The 22408-nt window shown below is 71.5% G+C and carries 22 protein-coding genes, 1 tRNA gene and 1 pseudogene; 17 read left to right on the forward strand and 7 right to left on the reverse strand.

What is annotated here, in order from left to right; translation table 11 throughout:
- Positions 1–48: 48 nt before the first annotated feature.
- From OG332_RS26130 to OG332_RS26140, 3 genes are all read right to left on the reverse strand, one after another.
- Positions 49–708 (reverse strand): response regulator transcription factor, encoded by a 660-nt coding sequence (locus OG332_RS26130; RefSeq protein WP_327419372.1) that lies wholly within the window; start codon positions 706–708, stop codon positions 49–51.
- Positions 709–1197: 489 nt separating this feature from the next.
- Entirely contained in the window at positions 1198–2508 is a 1311-nt protein-coding gene (locus OG332_RS26135) for a sensor histidine kinase (RefSeq protein ID WP_327415765.1), read from the reverse strand.
- A 516-nt stretch (positions 2509–3024) separates the two neighbouring features.
- Positions 3025–4206, reverse strand: a complete 1182-nt coding sequence (locus tag OG332_RS26140) for a sensor histidine kinase (protein WP_327415766.1) — start codon at positions 4204–4206, stop codon at positions 3025–3027.
- A 147-nt stretch (positions 4207–4353) separates the two neighbouring features.
- Between OG332_RS26140 and OG332_RS26145 the strand changes: the two genes are divergently transcribed.
- The 13 genes from OG332_RS26145 to OG332_RS26205 all read left to right on the forward strand — a co-directional run bounded on the left by OG332_RS26145 (position 4354) and on the right by OG332_RS26205 (position 16326).
- Entirely contained in the window at positions 4354–4761 is a 408-nt protein-coding gene (locus OG332_RS26145) for an NADH-quinone oxidoreductase subunit A (RefSeq protein ID WP_030710243.1), read from the forward strand.
- The gene (locus OG332_RS26150) at positions 4752–5339 is read left to right on the forward strand and encodes an NADH-quinone oxidoreductase subunit B (protein ID WP_327415767.1); all 588 of its coding nucleotides are present in this window, start codon (positions 4752–4754) and stop codon (positions 5337–5339) included. The genes OG332_RS26145 and OG332_RS26150 overlap by 10 nt, the downstream gene beginning before the upstream one ends.
- Positions 5336–6598: an NADH-quinone oxidoreductase subunit C gene (locus OG332_RS26155; protein WP_327415768.1), complete on the forward strand. Its 1263-nt coding sequence runs from the start codon at positions 5336–5338 to the stop codon at positions 6596–6598. The genes OG332_RS26150 and OG332_RS26155 overlap by 4 nt, the downstream gene beginning before the upstream one ends.
- Positions 6595–7563 (forward strand): complex I subunit 1/NuoH family protein, encoded by a 969-nt coding sequence (locus OG332_RS26160; protein WP_327415769.1) that lies wholly within the window; start codon positions 6595–6597, stop codon positions 7561–7563. Before OG332_RS26155 ends, OG332_RS26160 begins: the two co-directional genes overlap by 4 nt.
- On the forward strand, positions 7560–8189 hold the full coding sequence (locus tag OG332_RS26165; RefSeq protein WP_327419373.1) for a NuoI/complex I 23 kDa subunit family protein: 630 nt from the start codon (positions 7560–7562) through the stop codon (positions 8187–8189). Before OG332_RS26160 ends, OG332_RS26165 begins: the two co-directional genes overlap by 4 nt.
- Positions 8186–8785 (forward strand): NADH-quinone oxidoreductase subunit J family protein, encoded by a 600-nt coding sequence (locus tag OG332_RS26170; RefSeq protein WP_327415770.1) that lies wholly within the window; start codon positions 8186–8188, stop codon positions 8783–8785. The genes OG332_RS26165 and OG332_RS26170 overlap by 4 nt, the downstream gene beginning before the upstream one ends.
- On the forward strand, positions 8785–9141 hold the full coding sequence (gene nuoK, locus OG332_RS26175; protein WP_327415771.1) for an NADH-quinone oxidoreductase subunit NuoK: 357 nt from the start codon (positions 8785–8787) through the stop codon (positions 9139–9141). The genes OG332_RS26170 and nuoK overlap by 1 nt, the downstream gene beginning before the upstream one ends.
- Positions 9138–11192, forward strand: a complete 2055-nt coding sequence (locus tag OG332_RS26180; RefSeq protein WP_327415772.1) for an NADH-quinone oxidoreductase subunit 5 family protein — start codon at positions 9138–9140, stop codon at positions 11190–11192. The genes nuoK and OG332_RS26180 overlap by 4 nt, the downstream gene beginning before the upstream one ends.
- 38 nt (positions 11193–11230) lie before the next feature.
- Positions 11231–12784, forward strand: coding sequence for a complex I subunit 4 family protein (locus tag OG332_RS26185; protein ID WP_327419374.1), 1554 nt, complete (start codon positions 11231–11233; stop codon positions 12782–12784).
- Complete coding sequence (locus OG332_RS26190) at positions 12781–14322, forward strand: NADH-quinone oxidoreductase subunit N (RefSeq protein ID WP_327415773.1); 1542 nt, start codon at positions 12781–12783, stop codon at positions 14320–14322. Before OG332_RS26185 ends, OG332_RS26190 begins: the two co-directional genes overlap by 4 nt.
- Positions 14323–14494: 172 nt before the next feature.
- Positions 14495–15358 (forward strand): zinc metalloprotease HtpX, encoded by an 864-nt coding sequence (gene htpX / locus OG332_RS26195; protein ID WP_327415774.1) that lies wholly within the window; start codon positions 14495–14497, stop codon positions 15356–15358.
- The gene (locus tag OG332_RS26200) at positions 15355–15747 is read left to right on the forward strand and encodes a YccF domain-containing protein (protein WP_327415775.1); all 393 of its coding nucleotides are present in this window, start codon (positions 15355–15357) and stop codon (positions 15745–15747) included. The genes htpX and OG332_RS26200 overlap by 4 nt, the downstream gene beginning before the upstream one ends.
- Before the next feature lie 54 nt (positions 15748–15801).
- Positions 15802–16326, forward strand: coding sequence for an SMI1/KNR4 family protein (locus OG332_RS26205; protein WP_327415776.1), 525 nt, complete (start codon positions 15802–15804; stop codon positions 16324–16326).
- Here OG332_RS26205 and OG332_RS26210 read toward each other — a convergent pair.
- The 3 genes and pseudogenes from OG332_RS26210 to OG332_RS26220 form a co-directional block, all read right to left on the reverse strand.
- A pseudogene (locus OG332_RS26210) lies at positions 16310–16531 on the reverse strand (amino acid permease); the annotation flags it as partial. The gene OG332_RS26205 and the pseudogene OG332_RS26210 overlap by 17 nt on opposite strands.
- A 103-nt stretch (positions 16532–16634) precedes the next feature.
- Entirely contained in the window at positions 16635–18062 is a 1428-nt protein-coding gene (locus OG332_RS26215) for a SulP family inorganic anion transporter (RefSeq protein ID WP_327415777.1), read from the reverse strand.
- Positions 18063–18261: 199 nt separating this feature from the next.
- Entirely contained in the window at positions 18262–18750 is a 489-nt protein-coding gene (locus OG332_RS26220; protein WP_030009008.1) for a YajQ family cyclic di-GMP-binding protein, read from the reverse strand.
- A 200-nt stretch (positions 18751–18950) separates the two neighbouring features.
- Between OG332_RS26220 and OG332_RS26225 the strand changes: the two genes are divergently transcribed.
- Positions 18951–19032: transfer RNA gene (locus OG332_RS26225), tRNA-Tyr, on the forward strand.
- A gap of 110 nt (positions 19033–19142) precedes the next feature.
- Here OG332_RS26225 and OG332_RS26230 read toward each other — a convergent pair.
- Positions 19143–20276, reverse strand: a complete 1134-nt coding sequence (locus OG332_RS26230; RefSeq protein WP_327415778.1) for a hypothetical protein — start codon at positions 20274–20276, stop codon at positions 19143–19145.
- A 35-nt stretch (positions 20277–20311) separates the two neighbouring features.
- Here OG332_RS26230 and OG332_RS26235 point away from each other — a divergent pair, with 35 nt between their 5' ends.
- The 3 genes from OG332_RS26235 to OG332_RS26245 all read left to right on the forward strand — a co-directional run bounded on the left by OG332_RS26235 (position 20312) and on the right by OG332_RS26245 (position 22376).
- Positions 20312–20464 carry a hypothetical protein gene (locus OG332_RS26235; RefSeq protein ID WP_327415779.1) on the forward strand — a complete coding sequence of 51 codons (153 nt, stop codon included), beginning with the start codon at positions 20312–20314 and terminating at the stop codon, positions 20462–20464.
- Positions 20465–20763: 299 nt separating this feature from the next.
- Positions 20764–21717 carry a hypothetical protein gene (locus OG332_RS26240; RefSeq protein WP_327415780.1) on the forward strand — a complete coding sequence of 318 codons (954 nt, stop codon included), beginning with the start codon at positions 20764–20766 and terminating at the stop codon, positions 21715–21717.
- A gap of 218 nt (positions 21718–21935) precedes the next feature.
- On the forward strand, positions 21936–22376 hold the full coding sequence (locus OG332_RS26245; protein ID WP_327415781.1) for a DUF3574 domain-containing protein: 441 nt from the start codon (positions 21936–21938) through the stop codon (positions 22374–22376).
- Positions 22377–22408 lie beyond the last annotated feature (32 nt).

A 22408-nucleotide genomic window follows, 5' to 3' on the forward strand; every position in this document is an offset into this window, starting at 1 on the left:
TTTGAGACGGGCCGACCGGTATGCCGTATCTGACAGAGTGTCAGTCGATCAAGATTTCAGATAGGTGAGAACGGCCAGTACACGCCGGTGATCCCCGTCACTCGGCGAGAGGCCCAGCTTCATGAAGATGTTGCTGACGTGCTTTTCCACCGCTCCGTCGCTCACGACCAGCTGTTTCGCCACCGCCGAATTGGTGCGTCCCTCGGCCATCAGCCCGAGCACCTCGCGCTCGCGCGGGGTCAGCCCCGCCAGGACGTCCTGCTTCCGGCTGCGGCCGAGCAACTGGGCGACGACCTCCGGGTCCAGGGCCGTACCGCCCCGCGCCACCCGCACCACCGCGTCCAGGAACTCCCGCACCTCGGCCACCCGGTCCTTGAGCAGGTACCCCACCCCGGTACTCGACCCGGCCAGCAGTTCGGTGGCGTACTGCTCCTCCACGTACTGCGACAACACGAGCACGCCTATCCCGGGGTAGTCCCGGCGCAGCCGTACGGCCGCCCGTACGCCCTCGTCGGTGTGGGTCGGCGGCATCCGCACGTCCGCCACCACCACATCCGGCAGCGCGTCGTCGGCCGCCAGGTCCGCGATCGTCTTGAGCAGGGCTTCCGCGTCCCCGACGCCCGCCACGACGTCATGCCTCCGGTCGGTCAGCAGCCGGGTCAGGCCCTCACGCAGCAGCACTGAATCCTCGGCGATGACCACTCGCACCCTGTCTTCCACGTCTTTGCAGCTCCCGCGTCCACTCGTTTCCCGCACTACACGACTCAGCCAAGCATCCCAGCCTTAAGTCCTGGTGAAGGCAGAGCCGGGACAACACGTGGGCGTCCGGGGGCAGTTTTCACGAACCGGAAGGTCACATGCCGCACCCACGAAGCCCCGCCCGCGCCGATCCCAGCCCCGCCGGTATGTAAGGAGCCCCGCCGGCATGTGAGGCGTGGGGTCCGGGGCTGCGCCTGCGGAGCGTCGGCTGTGCCAATCCCAGCCCCGCCGGTATGTGAGGCGTGAGGTCCGGGGCTGCGCCCACGTAGGACGGCCGCGCCAAATCCAGCCTCGCCGGCGTTTGAGGCGCGGGGTCTGGGGCGGAGCCCCGGGAAGCGTCGCCGCAACGGACACGCGAACGGGACCCCCACCCACCCGGACGGGAGTCCCGCTCACCAGCACAAAGAAGGGGGCCCGGTGGCCAGGGGGCCCGGGGCTTCAGCCCCGGTCACGCCACGGCAGCTCCGCAGTGACCGTCGTCCCGACCCCCGCGGGCGAGTCCACCACCAGCACCCCATCCACCGCATCCAGCCGCCCCGTCAACCCCGCCAACCCGCTCCCCCCGCCAGAGGCATCCGCTCCGCCCCGCCCGTCGTCCGCGACCTGGATCAGCAGCCGCTCCCCGGACTTCCACACGTCCACAGAGGCCGACCGGGCCACCGCGTGCTTGCTGATGTTCTGCAGCAGCTCCGAGACCGTGAAGTACGCGATCCCCTCGATCGCCTCCGCCGGGCGGGCCGGAAGGTCCACGGCCACCCGCACCGGCACCGTGCAGCGCGCGGCCACCGCCGACAGTGCCGCGTCCAGCCCGCGGTCGGTCAGTACGGCGGGGTGGATCCCGCGGGCCAGGTCGCGCAGCTCCTGCAGGGCGATCTTCACCTCGCCGTGCGCCTCGTCCACCATGCGGGCCGCGGCCTGCGGATCCTCGGTGAGCTTCTCCTTCGCCAGCCCCAGGTCCATGGCGAGCGACACCAGCCGGGCCTGCGCCCCGTCGTGCAGATCACGCTCGATGCGCCGCAGGTCGGCGGCGGCGGTGTCCACCACCACGCCCCGGTCGGACTCCAGCTCGGTGACGCGGCTGTCCAGACGGGAGCGGCCGAGCAGCCCGCCGACCATGACCCGGTCGACGGTGGTCAGGGCCCGGATCACCCAGGGGGTGGTGAGGGTGAGCGCCAGTCCGACGACGCAGGCGAGGGCGATCTCCACGGGCTTGTCGAGGAAGAAGGAGTAGTCGCCGTTCTCGAAGAGCAGCAGCCCGGGCTGGTCGGAGTAGGTCGGCAGGACCCAGAACCAGAGCGGGTACAGCAGGAGGGCCCACCCCGACGCCCAGAACGTCAGTGCCAGGCAGAACCCGAACACCGCCCACGGGAAGTGGATCACGGAGTACAGCACGTGCCTCCAGGCGCTCCCGCTCTTGAGCAGCGCGCCCATGGCAGCGAGGGGCCCGGCCTTCTTGGCCCGGATCGGCGCGGGGCCGGCGATGTCCGCCCCGAGCAGCGCGCGCACCCGGGCCCGCTCCACCGCGCCGAACCCGCGGCACATGGCGAGCACGCCGGCGAGGACCGGCACGCCGAGGAAGGTGACGAGCAGCCCGGCGCCGAGGCTCACACCCGTGATGGCGAGCGAGAAGTACAGCGTGCTCAGCGGCAGCCCGATCAGCAGGTATCCGAACTCCCGCCAGGTCCGCCCCTCGACCGGAGCCCGCAGCACCGCGCCGACACCACCGCCCGTGCCCTTGCCGTTGTCCATGATCCCGCCCCACCCTTCCGGTCCTCCGTTACACCCCCACCCTGCCGCCCCGCCCCACCCCCGAACCATCCGGCGAGTCGGCCTCTGGACCGGGGGGTTAACCCCACCGCCGCCCCCGCGGCGTCGGCGCGGGCCCCGGGGCCGCGCCTACGAAGCATCGGCCGCGCCCATCCCATCCCCGTCGGCGTTGGCGCGGGGGCGGCGCTGTGCCCACGTAGCGCCGGCCGTGCCCATCCCATCCCTGCCGGCGTTTGAGGCACCCGGGCCCACGCCTGGCGCCGCTCAAGGCGCGCCAGTTCCAGCCGCGCCGAACGTTGGCGCGGGCCCCGGGGCTGCGCCCACGGAGCGTCGGCCGCGCCAAACTCAGCCTCGCCGGCGTTTGAGGCGTGGGGTCTGGGGCGGAGCCCCGGGAAGCGTCGCCGCAACGGACACGCGAGCGGGACCCCCGCCCACCCGGACGGGAGTCCCGCTCACCAGCACAAAGAAGGGGGCCCGGTGGCCAGGGGGCCCGGGGCTTCAGCCCCGGTCACGCCACGGCAGCTCCGCAGTGACCGTCGTCCCGACCCCCGCGGGCGAGTCCACCACCAGCGCCCCATCCACCGCGCCCAACCGCTCCGTCAATCCCGCCAACCCGCTCCCCCCGCCAGAGGCATCCGCTCCGCCCCGCCCGTCGTCCGACACCCGTATCAGCAGCCGCGCCCCCGCCCGCCACACCTCCACGCTCGCGCCCCGCGCCCCCGGCCCCGCGTGCTTGCTCACGTTCTGCAGCAGCTCGGACACCACGAAGTACGCGATCCCCTCGATCGCCTGCGCCGGCCGCGCCTCCGGCAGGTCCACCGCCACCTTCACCGGCACCACGCACCGCGACGCCACCGACGACAGCGCCGCGTCCAGCCCGCGGTCCGTCAGCACGGCCGGATGGATCCCGCGGGCGAGGTCCCGCAGTTCCTGGAGCGCCAGCTTCACCTCTCCGTGGGCCTCGTCGACCATTGCCGCCGCGCCCTCCGGGTCCTCCAGCAGCTTCTCCTTCGCCAGGCCCAGCCCCATCGCCAGCGCCACCAGCCGCGCCTGCGCCCCGTCGTGCAGGTCCCGCTCGATGCGCCGCAGGTCGGCCGCCGCGGTGTCGACGACCACGCCGCGGTCGGATTCCAGCTCCGCGATCCGCCGTTCCAGGTCGTCGGAGGGCGACAGCAGCCCCCGTACCATCGCCCGGTCCGTGTTCGCGAGCAGCCGCACCAGGTACGGCAGCACCGGCCACAGCACGAACAGGCCAGTCAGAGCTACCGTGAAGGTGAGTACGCCCCACGGCAGCCGGATGAGCTGGTACAGCACGGTCCGCCAGCCGACGGGGTCCTTGATGCTCGTCCACAGCCAGGGGAAGAATCCGCCGGACCGCTTCGGCCCGGGGATCGGGGTCGGCTCGTCCACCCGTACGCCCAGCAGCGCGCGGGCGCGTGCCCGGTCCAGCCGTCCCATTTGCCGAGACAGATAGAGACCGCATGCGAGCAGGGGAATTCCGATCGCGGTCACGGAAAGACCGCCCGTGACGGAAACCATGACAACCGCGTACACAAATCCGACGATCGCCAACGGCAGGTTGGTCAGCAGATAGGCGATCTCCTTCCACGTCACGGCGCTGAAGGCGGGGCGTACGGGAGGAAGCCGATCGTTGTCGGGGATGGCATGGCTCGTGGTCATGGGCCACAGCCTGTCAAGAGCGGCCCGCCGGTGCCATGGGGTGTCCGGGGTGCTGTGAACGGGGGATAACCCCACCCTGTGTGAGGCAGGCCCTAGACTCCCGTCCGTACCAGATCGTCGACAGTGACCGAGGAGCGAGGAACGGACGTGCCCGAACCAACGGTATCGACCGTAACCGTGCTCGCGGCGGACTACTTCCGGAGTTATTCGGTCGTCGGTCTGCTGGCCGCCCTCGGTGTGCTCTTCGTGGCCGTGGCCTTCGGCGCCGGCCGCCTGCTGAGGCCCGTGGTCCCCACCCACGAGAAGCTCCTGACCTACGAATGCGGCGTGGACCCGGTCGGCGAGGGCTGGGCGCACACCCAGGTCCGCTACTACGTCTACGCCTTCCTCTACGTCATCTTCGCCGTCGACTCGATCTTCCTGTTCCCGTGGGCGACGGTGTTCGCCGCCGCCGGTTACGGCGCCACGACGCTCGTGGAGATGTTCATCTTCCTGGGCTTCCTGGCCGTCGGCCTGCTCTATGCGTACAAGAAGGGCGTCCTCGAATGGACGTGACACCTCAGCCGGAGCTGCTCCCGGAGCCCAAGCGCCTGGGAGTCCTCTCCCGCCTGGCCCCGGAACCCATGAAGGTGGTCCTGAACTGGGGCCGCCGGTACAGCCTGTGGGTCTTCAACTTCGGTCTGGCCTGCTGTGCGATCGAATTCATCGCCGCGTCCATGGCACGGCACGACTTCATCCGCCTCGGCGTGATCCCCTTCGCGCCGGGGCCGCGCCAGGCCGACCTCATGATCGTCTCGGGCACCGTCACGGACAAGATGGCCCCGGCCGTGAAGCGGCTCTACGAGCAGATGCCGGAGCCGAAGTACGTCATCTCCTTCGGCGCCTGCTCCAACTGCGGCGGCCCGTACTGGGACTCGTACTCGGTGACGAAGGGCGTCGACCAGATCATCCCCGTCGACGTCTACGTGCCGGGCTGCCCGCCGCGCCCGGAAGCCCTCCTCCAGGGCATCCTCAAGCTCCAGGAGAAGATCGCCCGCGAGTCGCTGGCCGACCGCTACGCGGCCGGGCCGTCCGTCTCCCAGCTCACGAGTGGCCTGGTCACGGCCCCGCCGACCCCCGGGAGCGGTGCGTGAACCTCTACGACTCCCTTCCCGACGAGGCGCCGACGGTCTTCGGAGCCGAGGCCGTCGCCGAGTTCTCGTACGACGTCCTCACGGTGGACGTGCCCGTCGGCAGCTGGATCGCCGCCCTCGAAATCGCCCGGGACAAGCTGGGCTGCACCTACTTCGACTGGCTGAGCGCGGTCGACGAGCCCGGCACCGGCTTCCGGATCTGCGCGCACGTCGCCTCGCTGGAGAACCACCGCGTACGGCGTCTCCTGCTGCGCACGACCGTCCCGCACAGCGCCCCCTCCCTGCCGTCGGCCGTCGCCGTCTACGCGGGAGCGGAATGGCACGAGCGCGAGACGTACGAGATGTTCGGGATCGTCTTCACCGACCACCCGCACCTCGTCCACCTCCTCCTCCCGGAGAACTTCGAAGGGCACCCGCTGCGCAAGGACTTCGTCCTGGCCGCGCGGGTCGCCAAGGCCTGGCCCGGCGCCAAGGAACCGGGCGAGGCCCACGATCCGGACGCGCCGAAGCGCCGTCAGATGCTCCCGCCGGGCGTCCCGGACCCCAACGACTGGGGCCCGATGAAGGGCCAGCTCCCGCCGGCCCCCGCCCGCCCGGCCCGCACCCCCCGCGCCGCAGGCGCGGCGGGCGCCGCCGCCCGCACCCCGCGCGAGGGCGCCCCGGTCCGCCGCACCCGCTCGGTCGCCGAAGGCTCGGCCACCCAGCCCCCGACGACCCCGGCCGCCGAAGCCCCGGCCCGCCCGCCGCGCCGTACCCGCTCCGTATCGGAAGGCTCGGTCAGCCAGGCCCCGACCACCGCGGAGCCGGGGGAGACCCCGACGGCCGAGGCCCCCGAAGCCCGGGCCCGCCCGCCGCGCCGTACCCGTTCGGCGAGCGAGGGTTCCGCGAGCCAGGCCCCGACCACCGCGGAGCCGGGGGAGACCCCGACGGCCGAGGCCCCCGAAGCCCGGGCCCGCCCGCCGCGCCGTACCCGTTCGGCGAGCGAGGGTTCCGCGAGCCAGGCCCCGGACGCGCCGCAGCCCGCACCCGCACCCCGCCGGGTCGCGCCCCGCAGCGCGGACGCCCCCTGGCACGACCCGAAGCCCGCCTTCGCCGAGCAACCGTCACCCAAGGCCGACGCCACGGAGCCCCCGCCGGAGGCAGACGCGGCGAAGCCGGCGGCCACCGGCCGGCAGGCGGAGACCCCGCCGCCCGCGCCGGAGGCCGAGGCAGACGCCCCCACCACCCACCCCACCACCGACAACGGAGGCGACGCGTGAACGACGTCCTCGACGTCGCCCTGCGGCTGATCGTCGTCTTCGCCGTCTTCCTCGTGCTCCCGCTCGTCGTCGGGCAGACCGAGCACAAGGTGATGGCCCACATGCAGGGCCGCCTCGGCCCCATGTACGCCGGCGGCTTCCACGGCTGGGCCCAGCTCGTCGCCGACGGCGTGAAGTTCGCGCAGAAGGAGGACATCGTCCCGGCGAACGCCGACCGCCGGATCTTCCAGCTCGCCCCCGCCGTCGCCCTGCTTCCGTACCTCCTCGTCCTCCTGGCCATCCCCATCGGGCCGGGCGAGGGCGCGGTCGGCCAGGTCATCGACGCGGGCCTGTTCTTCGTGCTCGCCGTCATGGGCGTCGGAGTCCTCGGCTCCCTCATGGCCGGCTGGGCCTCCGCGAACAAGTTCTCCCTGCTCGGCGGCCTGCGCACCGCCGCCCAGCTGCTCGCCTACGAGCTCCCCATGCTGCTCGCCGCCGCCTCCGTCGCGATGGCCGCCGGGACGGTCTCCCTCCCCGGGATCGTCGAGAGCTTCGAGTGGTGGTGGCTCCCCTGGCAGATCGTCGGCGCGCTCGTCTTCTTCACCGCCGGCCTCGCCGAACTGCAGCGGCCCCCCTTCGACATGCCCGTTGCCGACTCCGAGATCATCTTCGGCGCGTACACCGAGTACACCGGCCTGCGCTTCGCGCTGTTCCTCCTCGCCGAGTACGCCGGCATCGTCGTCCTCTGCTTCCTCACCACCGTCCTCTTCCTCGGCGGCTGGCAGGGCCCCTTCGGCGCCGACGGCCTCGGCTGGGTCTGGACCCTGCTCAAGGCCGCGATCCTCGCCTTCGTCGTGATCTGGCTCCGCGTGAGCTACCCGCGCCTGCGCGAGGACCAGCTCCAGAAGCTCGCCTGGACCACGCTCATCCCGCTCGCGCTCGCCCAGATCGCGCTCACCGGCATCGTGAAGGTGGCGATGAACTGATGCCCATCCCCGGATCCGGCCTCGCCAAGGGCCTGGCCGTCACGCTGCGCACGATGACGAAGCGCTCGCACACGGCCCAGTACCCCGAGGTCCAGCCCGAACTCCCGCCCCGCTCCCGCGGGGTCATCGGCCTGTTCGAGGAGAACTGCACGGTCTGCATGCTCTGCGCCCGTGAGTGCCCCGACTGGTGCATCTACATCGACTCCCACAAGGAGACGGTCCCCGCGTCCACCCCCGGTGGCCGCGAGCGCAGTCGCAACGTCCTCGACCGCTTCGCCATCGACTTCTCCCTCTGCATGTACTGCGGCATCTGCATCGAGGTGTGCCCCTTCGACGCTCTCTTCTGGTCGCCGGAGTTCGAGTACGCGGAGACCGACATCCACGAGCTGACCCACGAGCGCGACAAGCTCCGCGAGTGGATGTGGACCGTCCCGGCCCCGCCCGCGCTGGACCCGGCCGCCGAGGAGCCCAAGGAGATCGCCGCCGCCCGCAAGGCAGTGGAGAAGGCCGAGGCAGCGGCTGCCGCGGCTGCAGCCGCCGCGGCAGCCGAAGCCGCCGCATCCGCCACAGCGGCGGAAGGCGGAAGCGAACCCCCGACCACCCCGACCCCGGAGGGAGACGCGTGACCCCCGCCGCCACCCTGGCCGCAGCCCAAGCCGCCGCCGGGCCCGGTTTCCTCTCCCCGACCGGCGTCGAGATCGCGTTCGTGCTCGTCGGACTCGCCACCCTCGGCGCGGCCCTCGTCACGGTCACCACCCGGCAACTGGTGCACGCCGCCCTCTGGCTGGTCGTCGCACTCGGCGGCATCGCCGTCGAGTACCTGCTGCTGACCGCCGAGTTCATCGCCTGGGTGCAGGTCCTCATCTACCTCGGATCCGTGGTCGTCCTCCTCCTCTTCGGGCTGATGCTCACCAAGGCGCCCATCGGCCGCTCCCCGGACGCGGACTCCGGCAACCGCTGGATCGCCCTCGGCGTCGCCGGCGTCGCCGCCGTGGCACTGGTCTGGGTCGTCGTCGACGCCTTCCGCACGACCTGGATCGACCTCGACGGGCCGGTCCAGGGCTCCACGAAGGTCTCCGGCGAGATCCTCTTCCAGCACTGGGTGCTGCCCTTCGAGGCGCTCTCCGTCCTCCTCCTCGCGGCCCTGATCGGCGCCATCGTGCTGTCCCGCAGGAACAGTCCCGCCGAAGACGGCGTCACCAGTGACAAGGGGCAGCGCTGATGCACCTCGCCTACCCCGCGGTCCTCGCGGCGCTCCTCTTCTGCGCGGGCCTGTACGGCGTACTCGCCCGCCGCAACGCCATCCTGGTCCTGATGTCCGTCGAGCTGATGCTCAACGCCGTCAACCTCAACCTGGTGGCCTTCGACGTCTGGCTGCGCGACGCCCTGCACGCCGGCCAGGCCCTCACCCTCTTCACCATCGCCATCGCCGCCGCCGAGATCGGCATCGGCCTCGCGATCGTGCTGATGGTCTACCGCAACCGCGGCACCTCCGACGTCGACCGGCTGCGCGACACCGCCGAAGGCCACGAGCCCGCCCCGAACAGCCCGAACAACCAGAGCGAGGTCACCGCGTGAGCACCACGACCCTCGCCGTCCTGGTCCCGCTGCTCCCCTTCCTGGGCGCGGTGGCGGGACTCCTCTTCGGCCGCACCGCTCCCGGGTTCGTCCGGCCGCTCGCGATCCTGCCGACGCTCGGCGCCGCCGTACTGGCCGTGATCGTCGCCGTCCGCCAGGGCGGCGGCCCGGCGATCAGCACCGCGACCGAACTGACCCCGACCGGCTCGGTGCCGATCGACCTCTCGCTCTACCTGGACGGCTTCGCCGTGCTGGTCGCCGTGCTGGTCGGGCTCGTCGCCACCTGCGTACAGCTCTACTCGACGGCGTACCTCCGTGAGGACCCGCGCTACCCGTCGTACGCCGCTCTCATCTCACTGTTCACCTCCGCCATGCTGCTCGTCGTCTACTCCGGCGACCTCATGGTGCTGCTGGTCGGCTGGGAGGTCATGGGCATCTGCTCGTACTTCCTGGTCGGCCACTACTGGGAGACCGAGGCGGCCCGCTCCGCCTCCCTGAAGGCCTTCCTCGTCACCAAGCTCGGCGACGTCCCCTTCCTGATCGGCCTGTTCGCGCTCGCCACCGACGCAGGCTCCTTCCAGATCACGAAGATCCTGGGCACCGTCTCCGCCGGCGGACTCGACCACCCGACGCTGATCGCGCTGCTCCTGCTCGCCGGAGTCGCGGGCAAGTCCGCGCAGTTCCCGCTGCACACCTGGCTCCCCGATGCCATGGCGGGCCCGACCCCGGTCTCCGCGCTGATCCACGCCGCGACGATGGTCGCCGCCGGTGTCTACTTCATCGCCCGCCTCCTCCCCGTCTTCGCCGCGTCCCGTGCCGCGCTGGTGGTCATGGCGGTCATGGCGGCCGTCACGATGGTCGGCTCCGCCCTCGCCGCCCTCGCCCAGGACGACATCAAGCGCGTGCTCGCCTACTCCACGATCGGGCAGCTCGGCTACATGACCGGCGCCCTGGCCGTCGGCGACCGCGGCGCCGCCATCTTCCACCTCCTGTCCCACGGCGTCTTCAAGGCGCTCCTCTTCCTCGGCGCGGGCGTGATCATCCACGCCGCCGGTACGAACTCCCTGGCCGCCATGTCCCGGATGGACGGCCTGGCCAAGCGCATCCCCGACGCCTTCTGGACGATGACGATCGCGCTGCTCGCGCTCGCCGCGATCCCGCCCTTCGCCGGCTTCTTCTCCAAGGAAGCCGTCCTCGTCGCCGCCGAGCAGACCGCCACCGGCCACTCGGACTTCGCCCCCAGCAGCGCCGGCTGGCTGGTGCTGGTCGCCGGCGTGCTGACCGCCCTGCTCACCGCCGCCTACGCCACCCGGCTGTGGCTGATGGCCTTCCGCGGCCGGGGCGCAGCCGCCCCCGACCACGGCAAGGAGCCCGTCGCCATGACCGGCGTGCTGTGGCTGCTCGCGATCCCGTCGATCGGCTTCGGCCTCGCGGCGGGCCCCATCGCCGACTGGTTCGACGGCGAGGAGCTCACCCCGACCCTGGTCACCTCGGTCCTCGGCACGGGCGCCGCGGTCGTCGGCGTGATGCTCACCTACGCCCTCTGGCAGCGCGCCGCGGCCCGACTGGCCACGGCCCCCGCCACGGCCGGTGCCGTCCCCGGCACCGGAGCGGGCTCCCCGCAGCCCGCCGCCGTGGCCGCCGCCGCGTCCGCGGCCACTGCCGCCGCCGAATCCGCGGCCGAGGCCCCCGAAGTCGCCGAGGTCACCCACGACCACCCCGCCGTCCCGGCCGGGCCCGCCCCCGACCCCGGTCGCGCGCTCCTGGGCCCGCTGCACCGCCACGCCGCCGACGGCTTCCACCTCGACGCCGTCTACGACCGGCTCTTCGTCCGCCCCGTCCGGGCGGCGGCAAGCCTCGTCCGCTTCCTCGACCGCGAGGTCGTGGACACGTACGTCCGCGGCGCGGGCGCCGGCCCCCGGCTGCTCGGCAGCCTCGTACGCCGTGCCCAGACCGGCAACGTGCAGAGCTACCTGAGCGCCCTGCTCGCCGGCGCCGTGGTCCTGGCGATCACCACCGCCGTCCTCGCCAACGTCAACGCCGGATCGTGAGCCGTGAGTCAGCCGTGATTGATATCAGCCCGTCCGTGATGCAGTTCCTTCTGGCGTTCATCGTGGCCGCACCGCTCCTCGGCGCCGCCGCGGCCCTCCTGCCGGCCCCGCCCGGCCTCAAGGGCCGCAGCCCCGAACAAGCCGTGCTCCGCCACGGCGTGACCGTGACCGGCGTGATCCTCGCCGCGGCCATCGCCCTCACCCTGGGCTTCGACCACGACGCCCCGTCCCGCTTCCAGGCGACGACGGACATCAGCTGGATCCCGGCGCTCGACGTCCGGATCCACCTCGGTGTCGACGGCATTTCGCTCCCCCTCCTCCTGATGACCGCGCTGCTGTTCTTCCTCTGCGCGCTCTACAGCTACTTCAAGCTCCCCGCAGGCCCTTCCCCGAAGGCCTTCGTCGCGCTGCTCCTCGTCCTGGAGTCCGGCACCCTCGCGACCTTCGCCGTCCTCGACCTGCTGCTCTTCTTCCTCGCCTTCGAGATGGTCCTCATCCCGATGTACTTCCTCATCGCCCGCTGGGGCGGTGCCCAGCGGCAGGCGGCCGCCTGGAAGTTCATCCTCTACACGCTGCTCGGATCCGTCGTCATGCTGCTCGGTCTGCTGCTGATCGGACTGAAGAGCGGCACATTCGACATGGTGGCACTCGCCACTGACAACGGCCGCGAACTGACCTACACCACCCAGCTGCTGGCCGTCCTCGCCATCGGCATCGGCCTCGCCGTGAAGACCCCGATGTGGCCGCTGCACAGCTGGCTGCCGGACGCGCACACGGCCGCACCCACCGTCGGATCCGTCCTGCTGGCCGGCGTCCTGCTCAAGATGGGCACGTACGGGTTCGTCCGCATCCTGCTCCCCATCACCCCCGACGGCATGGCCACCATGGCCCCCTACCTGGGCGCCTTCGCCGCCGTCGGCATCGTCTACGGATCGCTCGCCTGCCTCGCGCTGGCCCGCAAGGGGAACAAGGGCGACCTCAAGCGCCTCATCGCGTACTCCTCCGTCGGCCACATGGGCTTCGTCCTCCTCGGCATCGCGTCCATGACCCCCACCGGAGTCAACGGTGCGCTCTTCGCCAACATCGCCCACGGCCTGATCACCGGCCTCCTCTTCTTCCTGGTCGGCGCCCTCAAGGACCGCTACGGCACCGCCGACCTCGACACCCTCGCCGGGGCCACCGGCGCCGCCCTCTACGGCCGCGCCCCCCGCATGGGCGCCTTCCTCGCCTTCGCCGCCGTCGCCTCCCTCGGCCTGCCGGGCCTGGCCGGCTTCTGGGGAGAGATGCTGGCCCTCTTCGGCGCCTTCGACCCCGCCGAGGGCCTGTCCCGCCCCGCCTTCCTCACCTTCATGGCCATCGGCGCGTTCGGCACCCTGCTCACCGCCGCCTACTTGCTGATCGTCGTACGGCGCGTCTGCATGGGAGACCCCAAGGACGGCCCCGAGCTCGCCGTCGCGGACATCCAGCACTACGAGTTCGCCGCCTGGACCCCGCTCGTCGCCCTCACCGTCCTCGCCGGCCTGTGGCCCGCGGTCCTCCTCGGCCTCACCGACCCGGCCGTCCAGAAGCTCCTCGCAGGAGGCAACTCATGACGGCCCTGACGGTCCTCTCCGCCGAGACCCCCAGCCTGGTCCAGTCCGTCGACTGGCTCGCCATCGCGCCCGTGGTGATCACTGCCGCCGTCGGCCTGCTCGTCCTCGTGGCCGACCTCTTCGTGTCCGAGCGCCACAAGCCGCTCCTCGGCTGGATCTCGGTCGCCGGCCTGGCAGCCGCGACGGCCACCCTGCTGCCGCTGCGCGCCGGCGACCGCACCACCTTCTGCCTCACCAACGACCCCGCGGCCTGCAGCTACGCCGCCGACCACTTCGCGCTCGTCATCCAGTTCCTGGTGCTGGCCGGAGCCCTGGTCACCGCCCTGCTGTCGGTCACGGCCGTCCGCGACACGCCCATGCCCGCCGGAGAGTACTGGTTTCTGCTGCTCTCCTCCGCCGCCGGCGCGGCCCTACTGCCCGCATCCCGCGACCTCGCCACCCTGATCGTCGCCCTCGAAGTCGCCTCGCTGCCCGCCTTCGCCCTCGTGGGCATGCGGCGCGGCGACCGCCTCTCCTCCGAGGCCGCCCTCAAGTTCTTCCTGTCCTCCGTCACCGCCACCGCCGTGTCGCTGATGGGCGTCAGCTTCGTCTACGCCGCCACCGGCTCCCTGCACCTCACCCAGATCGCCGACCGCCTCGAAGACGTCCCCGGACAGCTCGACACCCTCGCCATGGCCGGCGTCGCGCTCACCCTCGTCGGCTTCGCCTTCAAGACCGCGGCCGTCCCCTTCCACTTCTGGGTCCCCGACACCTACGTCGGCGCCCCGCTGCCCATCGCCGGCTACCTCTCCGTGATCGGCAAGGCCGTCGGCTTCACCGGCCTCATCCTCGTCACGGTGATCGCCTTCCCGGCGTACTCCGACATCTGGGGCCCGGCCCTCGCCGTCCTCGCCGCGCTCACCATGACCGTGGGCAACGTCGGTGCACTGCGCCAGTCCGCCGACCGCCCGAACAGCGCCGTACGGCTGCTCGCCTGGTCCTCGGTCGGCCAGGCCGGCTACCTGCTGGTCCCGATCGCCGCGGCCGCGTACTCCGGCCGCGACCAGATCGGCTCCACCGTCGCCTACGCCCTGATGTACGCCGCCGTGAACCTCGGCGCCTTCGCCGTGGCCGCCCTCGTCGCCCGTACGAAGCCGCTCCACCGGATCAGCGACTACCGCGGGCTGTACGCCGAGCGCCCGCTGGCCGCCCTCTCGCTGGCCTTCTTCCTGCTCTGCCTGGCGGGCCTGCCGCCGGGCATCATCGGGCTCTTCGCCAAGGTCACCGTCTTCCGGTCCGCGGTCGACGCGGGCCTGGGCTGGCTCGCCGTGGTCATGGCGATCAACGTCGTGATCGCCCTGTACTACTACCTGCGGTGGACCGCGCTCCTCTTCCGCGTGCCGGAGGGCGCCGAGGGCTCCGAGGGTGCGCAGCCCCGTACGAAGGCCCCCTGGCCCGTGACGGCAGCCATCGTCGTCACCGCGATCACCGCGGTCGTCCTCTCAGGCGCCCCGCAGCTGATCCTGCGGGTCGCGTCGGGCAGCCTCTTCGCGCAGTAGCCCGCACGAGGCGGCCCCGCCCTCACCCGCACGGAGCAACGCCCGCCGCGGCCGTGCGCCCTGGGAACCAGACGCCCTCACCTCGCGTTGACCAGGAAGGGAGGGTCCACTGGACCGTAGACCCTCAGACCCATGACGGGCTCCCCCTGCCGCACCACTTGGAGGGCGTACCGTGCACCGCCGGCACAACGGGCTCAAGACCGCCGTACTCCTCGGCGGGCTGTCCGCACTCATCATCCTCATCGGAAGCTTCTTCGGGCGGGGCGGCCTGATCGTCGCCGTGGTCATCGCCCTCGGGACGAACGCCTACGCGTACTGGAACAGCGACAAGCTGGCTCTACGCGCGATGCGCGCCCGCCCCGTCAGCGAGTTCGAGGCTCCCCAGCTCTACCGCATGGTGCGCGAGCTCTCCACGTCCGCGCGCCAGCCCATGCCACGCCTCTACATCTCGCCCACCGAGGCCCCCAACGCCTTCGCCACCGGCCGCAACCCGCGCAACGCCGCGGTCTGCTGCACCGAGGGCATCCTGCGCATCCTCGACGAACGCGAGCTGCGCGGGGTCATCGGCCACGAGCTCAGCCACGTCTACAACCGGGACATCCTGATCTCGTCGGTCGCCGGCGCCCTCGCCTCGGTGATCATGTTCCTGGTGAACTTCGCCTGGCTGATTCCGGTCGGCCGATCGAACGACGACGAGGGCCCCGGCCTCTTCGGCATGCTGCTGATCATGATCCTGGGCCCGCTGGCCGCCTCCGTGATCCAGCTGGCCATCAGCCGCTCGCGCGAGTACGAGGCCGACGCGTCCGGCGCCCAGCTCACCGGGGACCCGCTCGCCCTGGCCAGCGCCCTGCGCAAACTCGACGCGGGCACCAAGCAGCTCCCGCTGCCTGCGGAGCCCCGGCTGGAGACGGCGAGCCACATGATGATCGCCAACCCGTTCCGTCCCGGAGAAGGTCTTTCTAAGATGTTCTCCACACACCCTCCGATGGCCGAGCGCATCGCCCGGCTCGAACAGATGGCAGGCCGCCCCCAATGAAGACAATCCTGAACGTCATCTGGCTCATCCTGAGCGGCGTCTGGCTGTTCCTGGGGTACCTTCTCGCGGGCGTGCTGCTCTGCATCACCATCATCGGCATCCCCTTCGGCATCGCCGCCTTCCGCATCGCGGTCTACGCCCTCTGGCCCTTCGGCTACACCACGGTCGAGCGCCACGACGCGGGCGCCGGCTCCTGCATCGGCAACGTCCTGTGGCTGGTCCTGGCGGGCTGGTGGCTGGCCCTGAGCCACATCGTCACAGGCATCGCCCTCTGCATCACGCTCATCGGCATCCCGTTCGGCATCGCCAACTTCAAGATGGTCCCCCTCGCCCTGCTCCCCCTGGGCCGCGAAATCGTCCCGACGGACGCCCCGTTCGCTTCCCGCTGACGGAGTTGTCCACAGGCCCGGCGGGTTGTCGGTGGGGTGCGTCACCATGAACGCATGAACGAGACCGAGCAGTTGCTGGAGCAAGTCGCAGACCGCGTGCGCAAGTCCGCGCGCGGGCACGGAGGGCCGCTGCCCGCGCCGCTGGGGAGCCGGGAGATCGCCCGGGCCGAGGGCATACTCGGCTTCGCCCTGCCCCCGCTGCTCACCGCGCTCTACACCCGCATCGGCGACGGCGGATTCGGACCCGAATGCGGGCTGCTGTCCCTGCGCCAGACCGTCCAGAGCTACGAGGCGCACCGTGCATCCGGATGGCGCTGGCCCGAGAGCGTGCTGCCGATAGCCGACTTCGGATGCAGCATGTACGCCTGCGTGGACTGCCGCTCCGAGACCGCCCAAGTGCTGCTGTTCGACCCGAGCCTCGGGGAGCCGGACCTCGCCTGGTCCATCGACACCCCGAGCCTGGCCGGCTGGCTGCGCGGCTGGCTCGACGGCACCGCCTGGTTCTGCGAGGAGTCAGAGCTGGGGGAGGAGCGAGACCTGGAGCTGGCGCCCTGGGCGGAATTCAGATCCCGGATCTGAGCCGGCTCCGCACCCCGTAGGCCAACGCGCCGAGTGCCGGCACCACCGCCCCCGCGACCGCCGACGCGAGGGGCAGCGCGCAGGCCAGCACCACACAGCCGGACAGCCCGACCGCTGCCACGGTCCGCCCCTTGACACCTGAATCGAGAGTCCACACGGAGGCGTTCGCGATCGCGTAGTAGGCGAGCACTCCGAAGGAGGAGAACCGATCGCGCCCCGCCGACCATCGCGCCGAGCCCGACGACGACGGCGTCGGAGACACCCGGGGTGCGCTTCAGCTGATGTTCCGCGGGCGGAGGGTAGCCCGGCTAGATGACGCCCTCCCGGCCGGGGAGCGGCGTCCGCATCCGCTCCCAGCCCTCGAGGGCGGTCAGGCAGGCGTGGTCGAGGTGGCGCAGCCCGCTGAGGTCGAGCCGTACCGGCTGCCCGTGCGGCAAAGCGTCCAGCGCGTCGAGCAGTTTGGGCAGCCGCAGGAAACTGGCGTTCCCCACGATCCGCACGGACAGCCCCTCCTCCTCCCACACCTCCTCGATGTGCACGTGGGAGGTCTCCCAGGCCGCCTTGGCGACGGCGAGCCCCAGCCCCACCAGCACCCCCTCGAAGAGGTTGGTGACCACGATCGCGGAGGCCGTGGCCAGCAGCACCACCGCCTCGCCCCGGTGCGTCCGCCACAGCGCGGCCACCGCCTTGGCCGGCAGCAGTTTCCAGCCCGCGTGCAGCAGCACCCCGGCCAGCGCGGCGAGCGGCACGATCTCCAGCACCTGGGGGAACGCCACCGCGAACAGCAGCAGCCAGCCGCCGTGCATCACCCGAGCCGCCCGCGTGCGCGCGCCGGCCTCCACATTGGCGGCGCTGCGCACGATCACGGCGGTCATCGGCAGCGCCCCGAGCAGCCCGCACACGCTGTTGCCGACGCCCTGGGCGATGAGCTCCCGGTCGTACTCCGTCCTCGGCCCGTCGTGCATGCGGTCCACGGCTGCGGCGCTGAACAGCGTCTCGGCGGAAGCGATCAGCGCCAGAGCGACCACGGTCCCGGCCGCCCCGACGGAGGCCAGCACTTCGAAATCGCCCCAGCCGGGCGGGGACACGGCCGCCAGCACGCCCGTCACCCTCACCTTCTCGACGGGCAGTCGCAGCAGGGCGGCCGCGGCGGTGGCGGCGGCCACCCCGACGAGCGCCCCGGGCACGAGCCGCAGCCGGGCGGGCACCCGGCGCCAGGCGACCATGGCGGCGATCGTCCCCACCCCGAGCAGCACGGCGACCCAGTCGGCCTGCGCCCCGAGCTCGTGCACACGGCCCAGCTTCGCCAGGGTCTGCCCCGGAGCCTCCACGCTGCCCAGCGCGTACAACTGCCCGGAGATCAGGACCAGCCCGATCCCGGCCAGCATCCCGTGGACGACGGCCACCGAGATCGCCCGGAACCACCGCCCGAGCCGCAGCACCCCCATACCCAGTTGCAGTACCCCCGCGGCCAGCACCAGCACCCCGAGCGCGGGCAGGCCGTACGTCTGCACCGCCTCGTAGACGAGCACGGTGAGCCCGGCCGCGGGCCCGCTCACCTGCAGCGAGCTCCCGCGGAACCATCCGGTGACCAGCCCGCCGACCACCCCGGTGGCGATCCCCAGCTCGGCCGGCACGCCGGAGGCGACCGCCACCCCCACACACAGCGGCAACGCGACCAGCGCGACGACGACGGACGCCCCGAAGTCATCCCGAAACGTGCCGGCCCCAGACATGCGAGAACCCCCTGCCGCGCGGTGATGCGATGCCCTCAGCCTGGTGGGCGCACTCACCGCGGCCCAAGTGCCCACAGGAGTCCACGGTGGCGCGTGCGCCGCACACGCCCCGCACACACCCCCGCACCCCCGCACACGCCGCGGCCCGGCGGTCGGTGAAGACCGCCGGGCCGGCGTGGTGGCAGGTCTCGGACCTGTGTCAGCGGTAGTTCACGAACTGGATCGCGAAGTCCAGGTCCTTGCCCTTGAGCAGCGCCTGGACCTCCTGCAGGTCGTCACGGCTCTTGGAGCTGACGCGCAGCTCCTCGCCCTGGACCTGGGCCTTGACGCCCTTGGGACCCTCGTCCCGGATGATCTTCGCGACCTTCTTGGCGTTCTCCTGGGAGATGCCTTCCTCGATCGTGGCGAAGATCTTGTACTCCTTGCCGGACAGCTGGGGCTCACCGGCATCCAGCGCCTTGAGCGAGATCCCGCGCTTGACCAGCTTGGTCTCGAAGACGTCGAGGACGGCCTTCACGCGCTCCTCGGAGTTCGCCTCCATCAGGATCTTCTCGCCGGACCAGGCGATCGTGGCGCCGGTGCCCTTGAAGTCGTAGCGCTGCGAGAGCTCCTTGGCGGCCTGGTTGAGGGCGTTGTCGACCTCCTGCCGCTCGACCTTCGAGACGATGTCGAAACTGGAGTCGGCCATGTGCTGTGGCTCCTTGAAGTCGGTTGTGATCGCCCCGGAGGGCGCGGCCGGACATCCCCGGCCCGCTCCGCAAAGCCTAGCCACCGCGCCCACCCACGACGCTGATCAATCCGGTGGTGAAGCACCCCTGGTCATCAGGTATCGTTTACGTCGTTGCCAGGGAGCGCCGCCGCAAGGCGGAAAAAATGGCAGCAAATCTTGGCGGTGTGCCCGAGTGGCCAAAGGGAGCAGACTGTAAATCTGCCGGCTCAGCCTACCCAGGTTCGAACCCTGGCGCCGCCACGCGAAAGAAGCCCCTCTGATCTGCGGAAACGCAGACCAGAGGGGCTTCCTCGTTAACGCCTGGACCACGGGGCTACGGCCGCGCCGGCTTCAGCGTCGTGGTGGGGGCCTCAGGAGCAGTCGGGGACCGTGCCGGCGCAGTTCGCGGGCAGGTTCTTGATGATCTTGCTCTCCTTGAGGGTCACGACCGCGCCGGCCTGGTTGTTGATGCCGCCGCCGACGTTGGCGGCGCGGTTCTCCGCGACCGTCGTGTGCTCCAGGGTCAGCTGCGTGGCGTCGCCGCCCTCCTCCTCCGCGTTGTTGATGCCGCCGCCGTCGTGCCCGGCCGAGTTCGACTCGACCTTGGCCTTCTTCAGCGTCGCGGTGCCGGCGTTGTTGACGGCGCCGCCGTCGTTGCCCGCCTTGTTGTTGGCGAGGGCGGACTGCTGGATCTCCAGGGTCCCGCCCGCGACGTTGTTGACGGCCCCACCGTTGAGACCGGCCCAGTTCTCGATGAGCTTGCTGTGCTTGATGTTCGCGGTGCCCAGGTTGTTGATGGCACCGCCGTTGCCGTCGCGGGCCTCGTTGTTCGTGATGAGGCCGTGCTCGACGGTCAGCGTGCCCTCGTTCTGAATGCCGCCGCCGTTCTCGTCCGCCGTGTTGCCGGCGACGGTGCTCTTGCGGAGCGTGAGGGTGCCGGTCGCGCTGTTGCTGAGGCCGCCGCCGTCCCCGGGGTCGTCCGTGGGCGACGTGGCCACGTTGGTCAGGATCTCGGTGTCGACGAGGGTGACGTCGCCGCCCTCGTTGGAGATGCCGCCGCCGTTCCCGCCGGTCTGGTTGCCGGCGACCTTGCTGTCCTCCAGGCGCAGGGTGCCCGCGTTGGCGATGCCGGCGCCGTTCTCGTCGGTGCGGCCACCGGTCACGGTGAGGCCCTTGAGGGTGAGGGTGCCGTTCTCTTCGACCGAGAGGAGGCGGAAGAGCGGGCTGCCGCCGCTCACCGAGCGGATCAGGGTCGAGTTGTGGCCGACGATCGCGACGTTCCCGGTGATGGCCGGCAGGGCATTGCCGGAATCGCTGCCGTAGTCGTCCACGAAGCGGTATGCACAGTCCTTGGCCAGATTGATCGTGCCGCCCGCGGCATTCGTATTCGCCTCCTCGACGGCGGTGATGAGCGCGGCGACATCGCCACAGGCGATGTTCACCTTGTTCGGCGCCTGCGCCATGGCCGGCGAGGCCGCCATGCACATGCCCACGCTTGCCGCCACGGCACATCCAGCGAGTACGAGACGATTCTTCATCGATGCCCTTCCTCTCGGTTACAAGCCGGGCAGCCCTCCTCCTCCTCTCCCTGCACGTGGAGAGGAGGAGGAACCTGATCGTGGAGCCCGGCAAGACGTACGAGTGGTATCGCTCGCGGCGGGCCATCTCCCGCATCCTGGTTCGGACGCTCTGAGATTGCATTCGAATGGCGGTCGCCCGTTCGTCCCCCGGCCCTGCACACCAAGGCCCACATGTCATCTCTGTCGGCCCCGGGTGCGGTGGAAACGATTCCCACCCTCGAATTGCTCCGGTCAGATGAACTACTCACCTGCCTGGGTCACAGCCTCGGCCCTGCCAGCGCCACCGCCGCGTCGGCAGCAGGTCGGATGGGCGGCGCGTGAAGAACTCACAGGGCCACAGGGCATCCCATGGTCCACGCACCCTCCCATCGCACTCCCGCGGCAGCCCTCGGCGTCGGCGGGTAAGGAAGCCATGAACCTGAAGCATCAGTCGGCGACGATTCAACGGCCCCGGGGGCGTTCCCGGGTTCTGCTCGCCTCCATCGCCGCAGCGGCGGCCTTGACCGGCCAGCTGATCGCGGTGGCACCGACCGCGTCCGCGGACGATCCCAAGCCGTCGGACCAGCACAACGCCAAGGTGGCCGAGACCAAGAAGCACGGCCATGAAGACCTCAAGAAGCTCCCCGAGGTGCTCCACGGTCTGCAGCAGTTCACCTCGGACAACACGTTCACGGCCCCGCCGGGCGTCACTTCGGTGTTCGTCCAGGCGTGGGGTGCCGGCGGTGGCGGTGGCGGTGGCGGCGGCTCAGCCCGTAACAACGGGAACGGGAACGGGAACGGCGGCAACCCCGGGGGCGGTAACCCCGGCGGCGGCAACCCGACCGCGGACGGAGCCGGCGCCGCCGCCGAAGCCCCGCGCAACAACACCGGCGGCACCGGTGGCGGTGGCGGTGGCGGCGGCTTCACCTGGTGCGTCATCCCGGTCACTCCCGGAACGAACTACGGGGTGGACGTCGGCACCGGCGGCGCCAACGGCCTGGGCGGCGCACCGGGCGTGAACGGCACCGACGGCGGCGCGGGAACCACCACGTCCCTGACCGTGGCCTCCACCGCCACCGCGCTCCTCACCGCCACGGGCGGCACCGGTGGCGGTGGCGGCGGCGCCGCGGACCGCGGTCCCGGCGACGCCGGCACGCCGGGCCAGGGCGGCAGCGGATGGTGCTCCGCGGGCGGCGTCAACGTGTCCGGCGACCCGGGCGGCGCCGACGGCACCGGCGGTGGCACCGCCGACGGCATCGTCGAGCTCCCGGCAGGTGCCGCAGTGGGTGGCGACGGAGGCCGAGGCGGCGGCGCGCCCCGGGCCATCGGCCACTCCGGCTCCCGCGGCAAGGACGGCGGAGACGGGTACGCGGTCATCTACTGGTAACCCCACCCGCTCGTCGCACCAACGGCCAGAAGCCCGTCCCGCGCCCGAAGACCAGGGCCGGGCGGGCTTCTCGCCGCCGCGCCGGGGCGCGGAAGAGCACGGGGCGGCGGCACCGCGGCTGCGGCATGCCGGGCCGGTCGAACGGTCGCCCGTCCGGCCCGGAGCCCACCGTCGGCCCATCGGCCGCATCGTCGCGGGCTCCTGTTCGTTCACCGGGAGTGAAGTGGACATCTGACACACGGGGGAAGGCCGGCGGCGGGGTGCTCGTCGCCCTGCTCGGCGCCGGGATTCCGGCTCTGATGGGAGCGGCGCTGCACACGGACGTGGGGGAGCCGTACCAGGAGACCCGGCTGTACTTCGGCACCGAACGCCCCGACGGCCGAGGCCCCGTCGAGGAGCGGGAGTTCATGCGGTTCCTGGACGCGGAGATCACCCCCGCCTTCCCCGAGGGGCTGACCCTCCACGACGGGTACGGCCAGTGGCGGGGCGAGGACGGCAAGACCGTCCGCGAGACCTCGTACGAGGTGGTCCTGCTGTACCCCGAGAAGGAGGCCGACGAGCGCAGCACGCGCATCGAGCGGATCCGGCAGGCCTACGAGGACCGGTACCAGCAGGATTCGGTCGGGCGGTCCGACGACAAGGTCAGTGCCGGGTTCTGAGACACCGTCCGAACCACCGCCCGAACCACTCT

The sequence above is a fragment of the Streptomyces sp. NBC_01233 genome (genome assembly GCF_035989305.1).
GTDB lineage: Bacteria > Actinomycetota > Actinomycetes > Streptomycetales > Streptomycetaceae > Streptomyces.